General features: G+C 57.2%; 11 protein-coding genes. 5 read left to right on the top strand and 6 right to left on the bottom strand.

Annotated elements, in window-relative coordinates; translation table 11 throughout:
• Positions 1-8: 8 nt before the first annotated feature.
• The 5 genes from RA27_RS00700 to ugpC form a co-directional block, all read right to left on the bottom strand.
• A complete protein-coding gene (locus tag RA27_RS00700) occupies positions 9-539 on the bottom strand; it encodes an ester cyclase (RefSeq protein ID WP_039533984.1) in 531 nt (176 codons plus the stop codon).
• A 40-nt stretch (positions 540-579) separates the two neighbouring features.
• Positions 580-1,734: a carbohydrate ABC transporter permease gene (locus RA27_RS00695; RefSeq protein WP_039533982.1), complete on the bottom strand. Its 1,155-nt coding sequence runs from the start codon at positions 1,732-1,734 to the stop codon at positions 580-582.
• A gap of 1 nt (position 1,735) precedes the next feature.
• Positions 1,736-2,758, bottom strand: a complete 1,023-nt coding sequence (locus RA27_RS00690) for a sugar ABC transporter permease (protein WP_039533979.1) — start codon at positions 2,756-2,758, stop codon at positions 1,736-1,738.
• A 67-nt stretch (positions 2,759-2,825) separates the two neighbouring features.
• The gene (locus RA27_RS00685; RefSeq protein ID WP_039533976.1) at positions 2,826-4,037 is read right to left on the bottom strand and encodes an extracellular solute-binding protein; all 1,212 of its coding nucleotides are present in this window, start codon (positions 4,035-4,037) and stop codon (positions 2,826-2,828) included.
• A 48-nt stretch (positions 4,038-4,085) separates the two neighbouring features.
• Positions 4,086-5,159 (bottom strand): sn-glycerol-3-phosphate ABC transporter ATP-binding protein UgpC, encoded by a 1,074-nt coding sequence (gene ugpC / locus RA27_RS00680; RefSeq protein ID WP_039533974.1) that lies wholly within the window; start codon positions 5,157-5,159, stop codon positions 4,086-4,088.
• 164 nt (positions 5,160-5,323) lie between these two features.
• Here ugpC and RA27_RS00675 point away from each other — a divergent pair, with 164 nt between their 5' ends.
• From RA27_RS00675 to RA27_RS00655, 5 genes are all read left to right on the top strand, one after another.
• Positions 5,324-6,325: a nuclear transport factor 2 family protein gene (locus tag RA27_RS00675; protein ID WP_039536758.1), complete on the top strand. Its 1,002-nt coding sequence runs from the start codon at positions 5,324-5,326 to the stop codon at positions 6,323-6,325.
• Positions 6,322-7,191 (top strand): amidohydrolase family protein, encoded by an 870-nt coding sequence (locus RA27_RS00670; RefSeq protein ID WP_039533972.1) that lies wholly within the window; start codon positions 6,322-6,324, stop codon positions 7,189-7,191. The genes RA27_RS00675 and RA27_RS00670 overlap by 4 nt, the downstream gene beginning before the upstream one ends.
• 549 nt (positions 7,192-7,740) lie before the next feature.
• Positions 7,741-10,545 carry a molybdopterin cofactor-binding domain-containing protein gene (locus RA27_RS00665; protein WP_052265124.1) on the top strand — a complete coding sequence of 935 codons (2,805 nt, stop codon included), beginning with the start codon at positions 7,741-7,743 and terminating at the stop codon, positions 10,543-10,545.
• Positions 10,542-11,060 carry a (2Fe-2S)-binding protein gene (locus RA27_RS00660; RefSeq protein ID WP_039533970.1) on the top strand — a complete coding sequence of 173 codons (519 nt, stop codon included), beginning with the start codon at positions 10,542-10,544 and terminating at the stop codon, positions 11,058-11,060. Before RA27_RS00665 ends, RA27_RS00660 begins: the two co-directional genes overlap by 4 nt.
• A 2-nt stretch (positions 11,061-11,062) precedes the next feature.
• Positions 11,063-12,349 (top strand): cytochrome c, encoded by a 1,287-nt coding sequence (locus tag RA27_RS00655; protein WP_039533967.1) that lies wholly within the window; start codon positions 11,063-11,065, stop codon positions 12,347-12,349.
• 796 nt (positions 12,350-13,145) lie between these two features.
• Here RA27_RS00655 and RA27_RS00650 read toward each other — a convergent pair.
• Complete coding sequence (locus tag RA27_RS00650; RefSeq protein ID WP_152610619.1) at positions 13,146-16,217, bottom strand: efflux RND transporter permease subunit; 3,072 nt, start codon at positions 16,215-16,217, stop codon at positions 13,146-13,148.
• Between the last annotated feature and the right edge of the window lie 16 nt (positions 16,218-16,233).

Below are 16,233 nucleotides of genomic sequence, written 5' to 3'. Positions count from 1 at the left end.
TTTGATCCTCAATTTTCGGGCCGGGGCGGATGTTTCTCACCCCGGTCAAAAGCTTCCCAGCCTTCACCCTGGAATAGGTCGACACCCAGTTGCGCCGCGACATGAGCGAAATCGACGTTCACCCAGTTGTCGACGATCTTGCCATCGACCACTTTCCAGAAATCCATGTACCGGATCTCGACCCGTTTGCCGGTGGGCTTGATGCCCAGAAACTCGCCCGAATGGGTCGCTTCCTGACGACCAAAGGCAGCAGCCCACTCGCCCATGTAAAGTCGGGCCTCGTCGATACAGGTCTTGTCCGAGAACGCCGCCTGAAACGGGCGCTGCCAGTTGTCCTGAAACTCTTTCAGCCCGGTTTTGGTGCCGCAGCCCTGGTTCCCCATCCAGCGGAAACCTTGCGAGAAGAACTCGCCGATGTCGTCTATGCGATGGTCGTTCAGGCCGTCGACCATAGTTTCGATCACGCGGCGCGTATCTTCGGTTTTGCTCATGTCCGTATCGCGGGTCAAAACCGCTTGTTCAGGGCGGGAACCTTTCATCTTTTTACTCCGGTCATAGATTTTTCGTCGAAAAATCTCGTCATCCCTTAACTGCACCGGCGGTCAGACCACTGACGATCTGGCGCTGGAAGATCAGGACAAGAAAGATCAGGGGCGCGGTGATGGACACGGCGGCAGCCACGGCTACCACCTGATCGGTTGTCGTTGTCTCGCGGTTGAACATGCCGACGATGGCAGGAACCATGGTCTGGTTTTGTGCGTCCAGCAGCAGAGCGGTGACGAGAAAATCGTTATAGGCCAGCAGGAAACTGAACAGCCCTGTGGTGATCACACCCGGCCACATCACTGGCATGATCACGCGGCGGAATGCCTGGAAATGGCTGCATCCATCCACGCGGGCGGCCTCGTCCAGTTCTGCCGGGATGTTCTGAAAGAATGAACGCAGCATCCAGATGGTGAAGGGCTGATTGATCGCAACGAGCACAGCGATTACCGCGAAGGGTTTGCCGTAAAGCGTCGGCGCATTCTCTCCCAATATCGGAGCCAGCCATTCGGCAGAGTTGATGAAGACCGGCAGATAGCCCGCCACCAGGACCGAGTGCGGCAATGCGCGGAAAACCAGCGCGACAATCAGTATCCAGAACGCCAGAGTTGAGCCCGAGCGCGCCAGACCATAGCCTGCCAACGTGCCCACCGTCAGCGAAACCGTCACCACGCCCGTCGTGACGATCAGCGAGTTCTTGAAGTTGTTCGAAAAGCCCCGGTCGATCCAGACGGTCTTGTAGTGTTCCGTTGTCAGGCCCAGAACGTCCCGCCCCAATGGCCCAAACCAAGGGTTCAGCACGCTCAGAATGGCCGGAAGAATGACAAAGAACGCCACCAGAAAACTCACCAGAACTACCAGCACCCCGATGACCCACCCGAACCACTCCTGCCCGGGTTTCGAGTAGGATTTAACCATCGACGGTAGAGTTTTGGTCGAGAATGCAATCGTGACCCAGATCACCGCGATGCCCAGTATGATATCCAGCAGCGAAAGACCTTTACCTCCGCCCAGCGTGGCCGGGCCAAAGATCACATTCAAAGCATTGCTGTCGAAGGCATCGACTGGTGATTTGAAGCTCATCACCACGATCCAGAAGATCGGGAACGCCGCGATCAGGCACCAAAGCGCCAGAAAGATGTTCGAGGTCAGACGCAGGCTGAAAGGTTGGCGAAGCGCGCGCGAGGACATGTCAGTGACCTCCTTTGTGATCGCGCCACGTGCGGCGCAGCGGCAGGATAAGCAGTATGACGACACCGATCATGGTCAGCATCGAGTTGGCCGAGGCCCGGCTGATCGACCGGTTCCCCGCCTGATCCGGTGTCAGGTAATCGAAGGTCAGCCACTGCAGCGAGATAACATAGCCCTGGCTTGAGAAGCCCACGATTTCTTCGAACACTCGGTAGGAGTCCATCAGGTGGATCATCGCAACAAAGATGATCAGGGGCATCAGATGCGGGATGACGATGTATTTCAGGCGTTGCCAGCGAGTAGCGCCGTCGATCACCGCACTTTCCAAACTGTCCTGATTGACCGTTTGCAAACCGGCATAGAAAATGATCGCCGCAAAGGGCGCGACGTGCCAGACGCGGTAAAGCATCATCAGAACCTCGATGGTCCACGCTTGCGCAAACAAAGCGATGTCGCGGTTCAACCACCATTCCATCATTGCGGTCAGAATCCCGTCACCGCGAAACAACCAGTTGATCGCCAGCACACCGATCACGGGTGTGATGATGAATGGCAGCAGTGAGACAAATATCACCGGTCCGCGGATCGCTCGAGCGGCGTTGTTGATAAGGATTGCAATTCCAAGACCGCACCCGACCACCAACGGCAAAGTGATCAGCGTGAAGGTCAACGTGAACCGCAGGGCCTTCCAGAAGTTAATCGTCGAAAGCACATGCCAACTGCCATCGCTTATGGCGCGCCAAGCCCGTTCGGGCTCCAGAACGTTACGATAGCTTTGCAATCCGACATATTGGGTTTGCGTAATGATCTCGCCATGCTCATCCAGCTTTGGCTGCGACACTTGCTCGGTCACACAGGTTTGGGTCAGAAAGCCCGGAGTACATGTTTCCTTTTCAACCGTCTCATAGATCGGCTGCGTGACGTAGAAGCTTTGCTTGAACACGCTGACCAGCGGAAATGCGATAAAGAGAAGCATCATAAAGACAGAGGGGCCAACAAAGGCGGCAAATGTCCGGGAATTCATGGCTCTGCCTTTCTCATGGTTCTCAAGGGATAAGGTCGGGAGGGCCGTAGCCCTCCCGCAGGAAGGATCAGTTGCTGATCAGACCGGCCTCTTTCGCGGCGGTGATGTAATCCGCCTCGATGTCGGCCAGCGTGGTTTGCGCATCTTTGGCGCCGGTCAGATAATCGGCCAAACCGTTACCCAAGGCGGTGTGCATGATGCCCATCGGGCCCGAGGCAGGATACGCCTTGGCGCCCCCTGCTGCGGAAGCTGCGGCTCCGGCGGCCAAATCGCCAGCGGAATAGGCCGGGCTCAGCCAAACGGCGGCATCGTTGTTCGCGCTGACCATATCGCCATCCATGCCCTCGAGCGCTACGCGGAAGGCGGCATCGGCCTCTTCGTCGCTCATGTTCGACGCCAAAACGATGCCATCCCACCAGATCGTGGTCGCTGGCGCTGCCGAACCCATCGGCGCCGCGGCCATGGTCACCTTGCCAACAACCTGGCTTTCGGCTTCGTCATTCATTGCGGCTGCACGGCTGGCCCACAGGTTCGCCATGGCAATCTTGCCCTGCTGGAACTGCTGCTGCACATAAGTCGAGTCAGAAACCAGATATTCCGGGTCCATATACTCGGTCATGGCCTTTAGCGTCTCAAGCGCCTCAACGCCTTGCGCGTTGTTGATCGCGGGCATGTTGCCATCGCCAAAGAACGACCCGCCTTCACCCATATACATGTTGATGAATTCCTGGCCGAGGTTCCAACCTGTCTCGAACGTGCCCCCGATCGGGTAGTCCATGACTCCGGCTTCCTTGATCTTGGCAGCCGCGGCCAGAACGTCATCATAGGATTTCGGTTCTTCGATGCCCAGTTCGGCCAGAACATCGTCGCGATACATCAGGTGCTGAGCATTCACCATCATCGCGATGGCCATGGTCTTACCATCCACTTTGATCAACTGGTTGGGCAGCAAATCCTGACCGTACTTTTCGACCAGATCGTCCAGCGGGCGGATTGTACCCGCATTCAGCAACGGCACCAGCGTCGCATTGGATACACCACCGATCTGATACAGCGCCGGATCTGCCGCAAATGCTTCGGGCTGCTTTTCACGGAATTCCTGGTCCAGCGAAGCGCTGAAATTGCCGCATTCAGCCATCGCGTCGGTGACCGCTTTCCAAGCTTCGAACCCTGCAGAAAGCGATTTCAGCGGCACTTCATTTTCGAAGGCGCAATCTGCCCACGCACCGGTGGTGGCGATGGACATGGCGCCTGCCATGAGGATCGTCTTGAGTGTCATACGTTTCTCCCTGTCAGGATCGGTCCGTCGTCGACGTCCGGACCGGTGTTAAGCCCGTTTGGGCTGTTTGTGGGGTTGCTCCCCAATCCGCGCACCGCTTCCAGCTTCGAAGAGATGACAGATTTCTGTTGGCACCGAGAACGAGACCAGCTCGCCAATTTCTGCGCGAAAAGCTTTGTCTGCTTTGACCGAGACCAGAGCACCACCGACCCGGACCGAAATCATGGTCGCGTCACCCAGCAGTTCCAGCGTGTAGATCGGTGCGGTGATCTGCCCCTGCCCTGCGGCAAGGCTGGCATCCTCGGCCCTGAATCCCAGCGTCATCGGACCATCCGGCGCATCGACCGGAATTTCGACATGTTCGGCACGGAACACGCCGCCCGAGACCTCACCATCCATCAAGTTCATCGCGGGAGAGCCGATAAAGCTGGCCACGAAAGTATTCGCTGGCCGGTCATAGATTTCGGTCGGGCTACCAACCTGCTGCACCACGCCCTGCTTCATCACCACGACACGATCAGCCAGCGTCATCGCTTCGATCTGGTCATGGGTCACGTAGATGGTCGTCACGGCCAGCTCGTGGCTGAGGTTCTTGATTTGCGCTCGGGTTGAGACGCGCAGCTTTGCGTCAAGATTCGAGAGCGGCTCGTCCATCAGGAACACGTTCGGCTCGCGTACAATGGCGCGAGCCAGTGCCACACGCTGTCGCTGACCGCCTGACAGCTCGGCAGGCTTACGGTGCAGGAAATCGTCCAACTCGACCATCGCGCTGGCGCGGCGCACCTTCTCGTCATGGGTCGACGGATCGATACCCCGCACCTTCAACGGAAAGCGGATGTTCTCGTAGACGTTCATATTGGGATACAGCGCATAGCTCTGGAACACCATCGCGACATCACGGTCTTTGGGTTCCAGATCGTTGACCACATTGCCATCGACCAGAATCTCGCCTTCGGTCACGTCTTCAAGGCCAGCGATCATGCGCATCGTGGTTGTCTTGCCGCAGCCCGAGGGGCCAAGCAGCACCAGGAACTCGCGATCCGCAATCGTCAGGTCGAAGTTGTGAACCCCAACGAATGAGCCCCATCTCTTGCCGACGTTCCGCAATTGAATTTCCGCCATGGTGCCCCCTGCAAGGAATCATTTTGCATACGCTTGCAAAACTGTAATTCGCATATACCAAATCAGGCAAGACTTTTTTGCATACGTATGCAAAACTACTCCTGACACCCGACTCACACCGGCCTCGCGCCTCTCGTAAAATCTTGATTAAACTGGTAAAAGCCGTGACCTTTCAGACCGAAAAAAACCTGGTTTCCGCGTTTCACACCGCCTTGGTGTCTGCGCCAGAGCATGAATCCCCGAAGGTACTGAGCCAATACTGCGCGTCAGAACTGAAGTGGCGCGGCTTTCATCCATTCGACGAAATCCACGGCGTCGAACAGGTTGCCCGGCAATTCTGGGAACCGCTGAAAGGAAGCCTTACCCACATGCAGAACCGCGTGGATATTTTGTTTGCGGGGCAAAACTCACTGAGTGACGAGGCTGACGTTTGGGTCGTGTCCATGGGGCATTTGATGGGACTGTTCGACCGACCGTGGTTGGGTATTCGACCAACCGGCAAGATGGCGTTTCTGCGATATTGCGCATTCCATAAAGTCGCCGGTGACAAGATTGTCGACACGGCGATGTACTTCGACATACCGCACCTGATGATGCAGGCCGGACAGAACCCGTTCCCCCCTCAAACGGCGTCGCATTTGGTGCAACCTGGACCAATGCCCCATGACGGGCTGCTGCTGAACGAACAGCCCGTTGAGGAAGGCGAAAAGACGCTAACGCTCATCAATGCGATGATCTCCGATCTCGGCCAATGGCAATCTGGATTGTCACTTGAGGATGAGTTGGCCCGAACCTGGCACCAAGACATGATCTGGTGGGGCCCCGAAGGAATTGGTGCGACCTACACGATAGAACGCTATGCCAAGCAACACTCTGGACCGTTCCGCGCCGCTTTCACAGACCGATCAAAAACCAATCATGTCTGCCGCCTGGCCGAGGGGCATTATGGCGGTTTTTTTGGCTGGCCCAACTTCACTGCGGTTCCATCGGGAGGGTTCATGGGTATGCCAGCCACCGGTAAACCCGGCGAATTCAGGGTGATTGATATCTATCGCCGCGCTGGCGACAAACTGGCCGAAAACTGGGTCTTCATTGATCTGCTCCACTTCTGGAATGGTCAAGGAGTTGACATTCTGGCGCGCACCACGGGAATCGAAACACCATGAAGATAGACGCGCATCACCACCTGTGGGACCTCACGGCTGTGAACTATCCATGGCTCATGGAGAAAGGCACCGTTCGTTTTTTTGGTGACCCGTCTTCTATCCAGCGGGATTATCTGCTGCCTGAGTTTCGTGCCGATGCCAAAGCTATGGGCTTTGGCGCTTCGGTACATATTCAGGTCGGTGCTGCTGACCCCTGGGCTGAGGCTCAATGGGTGCAATCCGTGGCCGACCAGTTCCCCGACTGGCCGTTGGTGCAGGTGGCGTTCTGTGATCTGACAGCTGATAATCTGGACGAACAACTTGACCACCTTCAAACCCTGCCTTCCGTGCGCGGCGTTCGCCAGATCATTGGCCGTGCTCCGGGTGAAGATGCGTCAACGGGCACAAACGCTCTGCTCAAAGACCCCGCGTTTTTGGCTGGTCTGAAGCAACTGGGCACCCGCGGCCTTTCCTTCGACCTTCAACTGCTGCCTGAATTAATGGACCAAGCCGCAGATGTCCTTGCACAAGCTCCGGAAACCCGAATAGCCCTGTGCCACGCAGGTTCACCACATGACCGGACTCCACAAGGTTTGCAAAGGTGGGCAGATGAATTGACAGCATTGTCAAGCCAGCAGCAGGTCTATTGCAAACTCTCGGGTCTCGGAATGTTCGATCACAACTGGAGCACTGCAAGTGTCGCGCCTATCGTTTCAAACTGCTTGTCCCAGTTTGGCGCCGAACGCTGCATGTTCGGATCGAATTTCCCGGTCGACAGCCTCACTTCAACTTACAAGGACGTTGTTTCCCGGCATCAGGAACTCATCCCAAGCTTAAACCAAGAACATGTGTTCCATGGCACATCAAAACGTTTCTACCGCATTTGATAGCGAAGAAGCGTACAAGCCAAAGGTCTTTGATTCCATTTCAAAACAACTGCTTTGCAGTCGCAGCGAACGAAAGATATGTTGCAGAACCTCCCCAACTGAACTGGTTCACCGCTATCTTGCCGCGCTGCAGCCTCCCTCAAGCCGCCATTTTGTGAATCATGACGAGGTCGTCTCGATAATCCTAAGCCGCGCCTTTGGAAACGTTGTCGATCGGGGAATCCGCAAAACACGTTGGTATCAGCCGTCTAAGCCACCTTAGGCGCCTGATTTAAAGCGGCCACGTGCAATCCAGCGAATACCGTACCCCCAAAACCCGAGCATTGCGGACCTATTTGACGCCCCCGAATGCGTCTGTGTTCCACCGGGAGTTTTGAGGCAAACAGCAGTTATCCGTGTTAGCTAGATAACATCGCGGCACGACGAAGTTTTGCTATGTTGATCCAACCGTGTACGAATATTTGTCCAGAGAGAACTGCGGCCTGCTGTATTCAGGTTAGTTATTTTCAGCGGCAGGATACCCAAGACCAGCGATCGAAGGAGAGCCAAATGTCCGATATCAAGCCTCTCTGGACACGTAGGCGCCTTTTGATTTCTGGCGGCGCGCTTGGTCTTTCACAGGTTCTGAAACCTGCGGTCGCCCAAGCCTTCAACCCTGACGATGTCATGCCGATTGCTCCGGGGTGGGACAATGCGGATGGCACCGATCTCAATTATCGTATTGACGGCTACGCCAAGGTGACGGGGGCCAAGCTTTATGCGCGGGATGTGCGTGGGGCGGATATGGCTGGCTGGCCGGATGAGACGCATCACGCGATGCTGATCTTCACGCCTCATGCCAAGCGGATTTACAAGGGGTTGAACCTGTCGGCGCTCGCGGCTGACCTGCATCCGGACACGATTGTGACAGCGGATGATCTGGACAAGGCCGGGCTGGCCGCCACCGGTTTTTTTACCACCGACCTGTTCTGCAAACCCGGCAGCGTGCCGCTTTACCTCAGCCAGCCGGTGGCGATGTTCATCTATAAGGACCTGATCACCTTCAAGCGTGCGCAGGCCGCGTTGATCGGCAGTGATGCGATCATCGACTATGGCGCCGCCGCGCCTGCCACCAGTACCGATCCTTATGGGGCCAACCGATTCACTCGCGTGCAGGGAGACAGCCCTTATGGGCCGGATGTCTTTTCGCCGGTCAAGGATGGCTGGGTTGGCCCGCTGCGCTATCAGAAGAACCACAGCCCGGTCTGGGCCAAGGAGGATATCAAGGGCGATGTGTCCCAGCAGGCCAGCGCTTACGGCGATCAGATCCGGGCCGATCTGAAAGACGGTAAATCCGGCAAGCTTTATACTCAGTCCTTCCAGACCCAGAGCATCGATCAGGTGTTCATGGAGCCGGAAAACGGTCTGGCCTGGTATGATGCCGCGACGGGCAAGCTGTCGCTGATGCTGGGCGTGCAATCGCCGCTGGCGATCCTGAACGCGGTCGGCAATCTGGTGAAAGACGCCAAAGCCTCGGCCAATGTCAGCGAGGTGGACGCTCATTTCGCCTATATCGGGGGCGGGTTTGGCGGCAAGGATCACACGATCGTACCGCTTTACATCGCAATCGCGGGCCTCTTCGGCGGTGGCAAAACCGTACGGCTGGCTCTGGATCGGTTCAACCAGTTCCAGTTCGGGCTAAAGCGCCATGCGTTCGAGATCGAAACCCAGATGGGCGTAGACCCGGATACCGGCAAGTTTCTGGCCTTTGCCAGCACCATGTCTTGCGACGGAGGCGGGCGGTCCAACTTTTCCGCCTCGGTGGCGGATGTGGGGGCGACGGCGGCCACGTCCGTCTACTACCTGCCCAAAAGCGATATCGAGGTCACGGCCAATCAGTCCATCGGCGTCACCGCCGGGTCAATGCGGGGCTACGGCACCTATCAGACCATGACCGCGATGGAATGTCTGATGGATGAGGTGGCCGAAGATCTCGGCAAGGACCCTTTTGAGATACGCCGCCAGAACGCGATGACCACGGGGCAGTTGAACCTGACGGGCAATGCCGCCAGCGGGGCCATGCGCACGGGCGAAGTGCTGGATGCGATGGAGGCGTCCGACCTCTGGCAGAACCGTGCCGCCAAAAAGGCCGCATTCGAGGCTGCCAACCCCGGCAAAAGCTATGGCGTGGGCGTCGCCTGCGTGATGAAGGATTACGGCACGGGTGCGGATGTGACCCTTGGCTCGGTCAGCCTGTCTCCCGAGGGCAAAATCACCGCAGCGTGTGCTGCGATTGAAATGGGCACCGGTGTTTCCACCGCCGTGGCCCGCCGCGTGAGCGAGTATCTGGGGCGTAACGCCGATACGGTGGAGTTGGATCAGCAGGACCTGTGGGATGCGCTGAAGCTGGAAACCTCGGGCGACCCGTTTGGGATTTCACAGGCCGATCAGGACAAGGCGCAGGCCAACCCGCGATGGGTGCCCGCAATCTCCAGCCCCTCCAGCGCTTCGATCGGGGCCAGCGTCAGCAGCCATGGCCCGGCGCAGGCCGCCTATATCATCATGCGCTACGGGCTGTGGCCCGCCGCCTTGTCGATCTGGAGCGAAGGCCCGCTGGGCGGCGAGGCCGCCGGACAATTCCTGACCTTTGACAAGCTGCGCTGGGTCGATGGAAAGCTGACCGGTGCGGGCATGGAACCGCTGCCGCTGGAACAGCTTGCGGCGCGTGCGCATAAGGACGGGTTGGTCACAGGCGCGATGGTGCACGGGTTCAACCGGTGGAGCTGGGCCAGCGCCACGTTCGCCATCGGCACAGACGACCTGACCACCGCAATCGATGCGCTGGCGATCCAGAAGGGCAGTGATGACTGGGATCTGCTGAACCGTAAAGCGATCGACTACCCGCCCGCCAAGTTCGAGCGCATCGCCGTGAACTATTACTCGGCCTGCGGTGCGGTCGTGGCGCTGAGCGCAGACAAGATCAGCGGCGATGTCACCATTGAGGCGGTGCATCAGGTATTGGAGTGCGGCAATGCGATCGTCGAGGATTTGGTTTCGGGTATCGCCCAGGGCGGGATCGCCATGGGGATCGGCCACGCATTGCACGAATACCTGCCCCCGTTCGAGGACGGTCCGGGCGATGGCACATGGAACCTCAACCGCTATATCGTGCCTAAGGCGGGACAGGTGCCGGTGTGGAAAACCACGCTGGAGATCCTGCCACCGCTGAGTGAGACCGACCCGCCCAAAGGCATGGGTGAAGTGGTGATGATCCCCGTGGTTCCGGCCATCCTGAACGGCATCAACAATGCGATTGGCGCGCGGGTCCAATCCTTGCCCGCAACGCCCGAGAAAATCCGCGAGGCCCTGAAATGACCAAGCTGACCATGACCGTAAACGGCAAGGATGTAGGCCCGCATGAGGTGCCCGATGATCTGCCGATGGTGGATTATCTGAACGACACGCTGGGCCTGACCGGGACCAAGTTCAGCTGCGGCATTGGTGTATGTCATGCCTGCGTTGTAATGGTCGAGCAGCCGGACGGGACAATAACGACACGGCGCACCTGCATCGCCGGGGCCACCAGCTTTGCCGGGGCCAAGGTCACGACGGTTGAGGGCCACGCCAAGGACGGCAAACTGTCGGATGTGCAACAGGCTTATGTCGATCACTTTGCCTTTCAATGCGGCTATTGCACCTCGGGCTTTGTAAATGCAGGCACCGCGCTGATTGAACGACTGCGCAAGGCTCCGGTCGCCAAAAGCCAGGTTGAGGATACGGTGCATTCCGGCCTTGGCGATCACATCTGTCGATGCAGCGGATATGTCCGCTATTACGAGGCGCTGCGACGCCTGATCCTGACCGACCCAACCCTGACGAAGGAGGGCTGATCATGCGCAGGTTCTTTGGAAGACTGATCCTTCTCGGCATCTTCGGCCTGATCGGCTATGTTGTGTTTGCCTTTGTCTGGGGGGTGCCGTCAGTGCCCGCCCGCCCACTGGCGACAGATGAAAAGACCATTGCCGAGGGTAAGTATCTGGCAGTCGTAGGCGACTGCACCTCGTGTCATACAGCCGAGGACGGGGCCTCGTTTGCCGGGGGTCGACTGCTGGAAACCCCGTTTGGCGGCGGTATCTATTCGTCGAACATCACCCCGTCTGAGGACGGCATCAGGGGCATGACCTCAGCCGAGTTCTACCAGATCATGGCCTACGGTGCGGACAGCGTGATGCGCCCGCTCTATCCCGCCATGCCTTATCCGTCGTTTCATATCGTCACCCGCGATGACAGCGACTCGATCTTTGCCTACCTGATGAGCCTTGACCCGGTGGATGCCAAGGTGCCCGCCAACACGCTGCCTTTCCCGTTCAACATCCGGCAGAGCCTGTTCGGCTGGAACTTCCTATTCGCCGGGCGCGGCGCTTTTGAGCCAGACAGCAGCAAGGGCGCTGTATGGAATCGTGGGGCCTATCTGGTCGAAGGGTTGGGCCATTGCGGCGGCTGCCACACCCCGCGCAACCTGTTGGGCGGAGCAGAAGAAGACAAAGCGCTCAGCGGGGCGAAGCTGACCGGGTTCGAGGCCCCGGACATCACCCCCGACGGCCTGGTAAGACGCGGCTGGACGCAGGATCACCTGCTGACCTATTTCCGCACCGGTGACAGCCCCCAAGGTACCGCCTTCGGCGAGATGCATCTGGTTGTGAAAAACTCGCTCAGCCATATGACATCCGCAGATCAGTTGGCCGTCGCGACCTATCTTCTGAACGGAGAAGAACCGAAAGCCGATACCAAGCCACAGATCAGCGCCGCAACGTTAGCCGCCGAGGCAAACTACACTGCCGATCATACAGCGGGTCAGGCGCTCTATCTGGCCAATTGCTCATTGTGCCACGGACGCCAGGGTCAGGGTATTCCCAACACCATGCCGCCCCTTGACGGAAATGGTACCGTGGCACAGCGTGATGGCGTGAATCTAGCTCTGGTGATTGCCCACGGGCTTAGTCAGGAGGAATCAAGCCGCATCGCAGCCTTCGGCCCGATGCCTGCCTTTTCAGACCGGCTGAGCGTCATACAGATGACCGACCTGATGAACTACCTGCGCAAAACATTTGCAGATCATGGCGAACAACCGTCCGAATTAACAGCGAAAGAGATAAGACAGGCACTTGGAACACGGTAGGGTGAAACGCTAAGGCTGAGATTACCTTGACGCAGCCGGTTGGTTCACCGTTGAATTCTCATCATCGTCTTGACACTCAGCCGCCGAATGAAACCAGCGTAGTGTTGAAGTCTTGATGGAGAGCCCTTTCTTAGTTTCATTTGGAGGAATTCGGCGAGATGTGAACGAGGCCATTCGTCCAAATTCTCCGGCCAGACCAACCGATAGTGAATTCTTTTGCGAAAAACCCGCCAAACACCAACTCCCTTAGTTACTTCTAACCGCGCATTGGGGTCGAATTCATTTAATATTACCTCTTCCGCGCCCTCGCGGCAGCAATTTGTTCGAGCAGTGTTTCTCGGGTCACTCATTCTGGTGTGTTCCAAAATGGAACAGATCCATTCCAAATCGCTAGCGCGTTGGGAAAAGTTGCAACGCTCCATTTGACATTGCCTGTCCACATACAAAAAACCTTTTTGTATCAACACACTATTATCACAACGGTACGGCATATTGACCAAAAAAATTTCGCAACGAATTGCCTTCATTTATAGGAGTTACTGATTGTCTCTCCGACACCTGGGAAAAAACAAATCCTCACTCGATTGCTCTAGAGACCAAACTGACAATCTGATTAGTAGCGCCTTATCAGAGATCCGGCGTGCCGCCGTTCGTCCAAACGTTCCTGAAGGTCAATTGCGCGGGACAAACTCGACCTTGGATTTTTCCTCCTTCGCTCACGCAGCATCCGCTCGCACCCGCGCTACAATTGTTGTTGCAGCTCAGCATAAGGGTCGGTCGGAAAACCCTAGTACTTTCATTCTGCAGCCACCTTCCAGACAACTCCCCTGTTCTTTGAATTGTTTTTGGGGCTTGGCTTCGGTTGCTTCGGCGAAAACAACAGAAAAATAGAGGGCAGCGCAATCAGCGTGAACATCGTACCAATCAACATTCCCGCGACGATAATGATACCGATGCTGCCGCGCGCCGCGGCGCCCGGTCCTTCAACCAACAGTAGGGGAATATGCCCGACTATGGTAGCGATGGTCGTCATCAAGATGGCCTGCAACCGCGATTGTGCGCCTTCGATAATGGCAGTCACCCTGTCGCGCCCCTCTTCGATCAGATGGTTTGCGAACTCGGTGATCAGGATGCCATTTTTGGCGACGAGCCCAACTAATGTGATGATGCCGATCTGCGAGTAGATGTTGATCGAGGTCAGACCAAGGAACGCGATCATGACGGCTCCTGAGAGGGCTAGTGGCACCGAACCTAGCAGGATGATCAACGGAGAGCGTAAGCTGTTGAACTGAACAACCAGCGCCAGATAGACGATCGCCAGTGACATCGCCATGGTCACGATCAACGAATTCGATTCCTGTTTGATCTGCCGCGACACCCCCGCATAGTCGATGGTGTAGCCGGGTGGCAGAAGGGTTTTGGCCGCCTCTTCAAGCGCCGCGAGCCCCTGTGCCGGCGTAGTGCCGGGAATGACACCGCCCGTGATACGGAAGGCGCGCTGCTGGTCAAACTTTCCAAGCGCACGGGGTTGTGCCACCACTTGCACATCAGCCAGCGTGTTCAGTGGCACCATGGTTCCGTCCGCCAGACGAATGCGCAGCGCCCCAAGCCGGGCAGGTTCCGCGCGGTATTGCTCGTCCGCCATCGGGATCACCTGATAGGCCCGTCCACCTGCATCAAACCGGTTAACGTAGCGATCCGACAAGAGCGTCGACAGCTGTGTGGTCACATCGCGACTGGTCAAACCCAGATCAGCCAAACGCTGATGATCATAGTTCAACTGAACCACCGGCAGGTCACCTTTCAGATCCGTATCGACATAGAGGAACTTACCGCTTTCAAATCCGGCGGCGAGAAACCCATAGGCCAGTCCCTGCATCTCGGCGTAGGTGCCCGGCCCTTTCACCACCATTTCCACGTCAAACTGACCAGCGGTGGGCAGGGCCGCGCCGAGGAAAGGCAGCACCTTGACCTCGCCGATCTGCGCCAGCGCGCCGTAGAATTGCGGCAAGACCTCTTTCACGTTCTGCTCACGCTCAAAGAAATCCTTGAACACGATGCCACCAAAACCGCCTTCTTTGGTCACGATCTGCCAGAAACTTTCCGCATCAGGCAAGGTCAGACTCAGGTCTACGAGTTTATCCATGCTGTCATTGGTCGCCTCAAGGGAACTGCCCGGTGCGGATTGGATCACCACACTGATCAGGCCCTGATCCTCGGTTGGCGCCAGTTCTTTGGCGGAAAACATGTAAAACGGCACCACCAGCATCGAGAAGACCAGCGAAAACACAAGAATCTGACCGCGCCAGTTCAACAACAGGCGCAAAAGCGCAGCATAGGCGGATGCTAACCGATCAAAAACACCGTTGACCTTGCGTGTCAGCCAGACCTCTTTTCCTTTGTCTCCGGTCAGGAAGGCGCTCATCAATGGTGACACGGCAATCGCCACAACACCTGACAAAAGAATGGCGGTCGCCATGGTGAATGCAAATTCCCGGAACAGCGCACCGGACAATCCCGCTGTAAAGCCAATCGGAATGAATACCGCAGCCAGCGTGAACGTCATCGCGACAATCGGTTTGAACAACTGGCGCGAACTGAGCAGTGCCGCCTCGATCCCGGATTTGCCAGCCCGTTTGTGGCGTGCGACGTTCTCCACCACAACAATTGCGTCATCGACCACCAGTCCGACCGACAAAACAATCGCAAGGATGGTCAGAAGGTTCAGCGTGAACCCCATCGCGACCATGCCGATCAGCGCGCCAAGGATGGAAAGCGGAATGGCCACAAGTGGGACCAGTGCCACACGGATCGACCCCATCATGAACAGGATTACAAGCCCAACCAACACAACGGTTTCGGCCAGCGTCTTGAAAATCTCGGTCAGGGCCGCACGCATATAAGTGGTGCTGTCATAGACGATGTCGAGCGTTAGGCCTGCAGGCAGGCCAGCGTTGATCTGATCCAACAGAACATACAGTTCGTCGCCGATTGCGATCTCGTTGGCGCCGGGCAAAGGCCAGATAGACAGAAAGACCAGCCGGTCACGATCTTCCCGCGCATCTACCGGTGCAGTGTCTTCGCCCATCTCGACCCGCGCGACATCGCCGAGTTTCAGCTGATAGCCATCCAGATCACGCAGAACGAGGTTCTTGAAATCCTCGACAGTACGCAGGCTGGCATTGGTCAGGATATTGAGCTTTTGCCTGTCGCCCTCAAGGTTGCCAACAGCGGCGACAAGATTGTTGTCCTGAAGCGCGCCCATCACCTCGTCCATCGACAGGTTCACCGCCGCGAGCCGGGGTAAGTCCAGCCAGATCCGCAATGCCGGTTTTCGCCCACCTTCCAACCCTACCCTTTGAACGCCCTCAATCGAAGACAGCACCGGCAGCACGTTGCGATCCAGATAGTCGGTGACGTCCTGCCGGCCCCAGAACTCGGACCGGGCAGACAGGTAAAACGCACCTGCCACCCGGTCGGCGCGTTTGACCGAGACCGCAGGATCATCAGAGCCAAGTGGCAAATCCGAGCGCACCTTGTTCAGTTCCGCCGAGAGCTGTGCCAAGGCGGTTGCACTGTTTTCTCCAAGTTTAAGCCAGGCGGTCACCGTGCTCTGGCCTGCGACCGTACTGGAATCGACAAAATCGAGGCCTTCTACGGCATTGGTGGCCCGCTCAATCGGCTCAGTAATGAACCCCTGCACCACTTCGGCCGAGGCACCGGTAAAGTGGGTTTTCACCTCAATCGCAGCGCTTTCCAGAACCGGAAACTGTACGATGGGCAGACGAAGGATGGCAAAAAGCCCCCCCAGCACGATCACCAGAGATAGTACAATCGGCAAAACGGGTTTGCGAACAAAGATTTCCATCGCTCCTAGCTCCTGG

Origin of the sequence: Ruegeria sp. ANG-R, assembly GCF_000813985.1 — a bacterium.
Classification (GTDB): Bacteria; Pseudomonadota; Alphaproteobacteria; order Rhodobacterales; family Rhodobacteraceae; genus Ruegeria.
This window is presented reverse-complemented; position numbering and strand designations above follow the sequence as displayed.

Bases quoted from the DNA above. Each gene is read 5' to 3' on its own strand.
- RA27_RS00700 (WP_039533984.1), bottom strand. From the start codon at position 539: ATGAAAGGTTCCCGCCCTGAACAAGCGGTTTTGACCCGCGATACGGAC.
- RA27_RS00695 (WP_039533982.1), bottom strand. From the start codon at position 1,734: ATGTCCTCGCGCGCGCTTCGCCAACCTTTCAGCCTGCGTCTGACCTCG.
- RA27_RS00690 (WP_039533979.1), bottom strand. From the start codon at position 2,758: ATGAATTCCCGGACATTTGCCGCCTTTGTTGGCCCCTCTGTCTTTATG.
- RA27_RS00685 (WP_039533976.1), bottom strand. From the start codon at position 4,037: ATGACACTCAAGACGATCCTCATGGCAGGCGCCATGTCCATCGCCACC.
- ugpC (WP_039533974.1), bottom strand. From the start codon at position 5,159: ATGGCGGAAATTCAATTGCGGAACGTCGGCAAGAGATGGGGCTCATTC.
- RA27_RS00670 (WP_039533972.1), top strand. From the start codon at position 6,322: ATGAAGATAGACGCGCATCACCACCTGTGGGACCTCACGGCTGTGAAC.
- RA27_RS00665 (WP_052265124.1), top strand. From the start codon at position 7,741: ATGTCCGATATCAAGCCTCTCTGGACACGTAGGCGCCTTTTGATTTCT.
- RA27_RS00660 (WP_039533970.1), top strand. From the start codon at position 10,542: ATGACCAAGCTGACCATGACCGTAAACGGCAAGGATGTAGGCCCGCAT.
- RA27_RS00655 (WP_039533967.1), top strand. From the start codon at position 11,063: ATGCGCAGGTTCTTTGGAAGACTGATCCTTCTCGGCATCTTCGGCCTG.
- RA27_RS00650 (WP_152610619.1), bottom strand. From the start codon at position 16,217: ATGGAAATCTTTGTTCGCAAACCCGTTTTGCCGATTGTACTATCTCTG.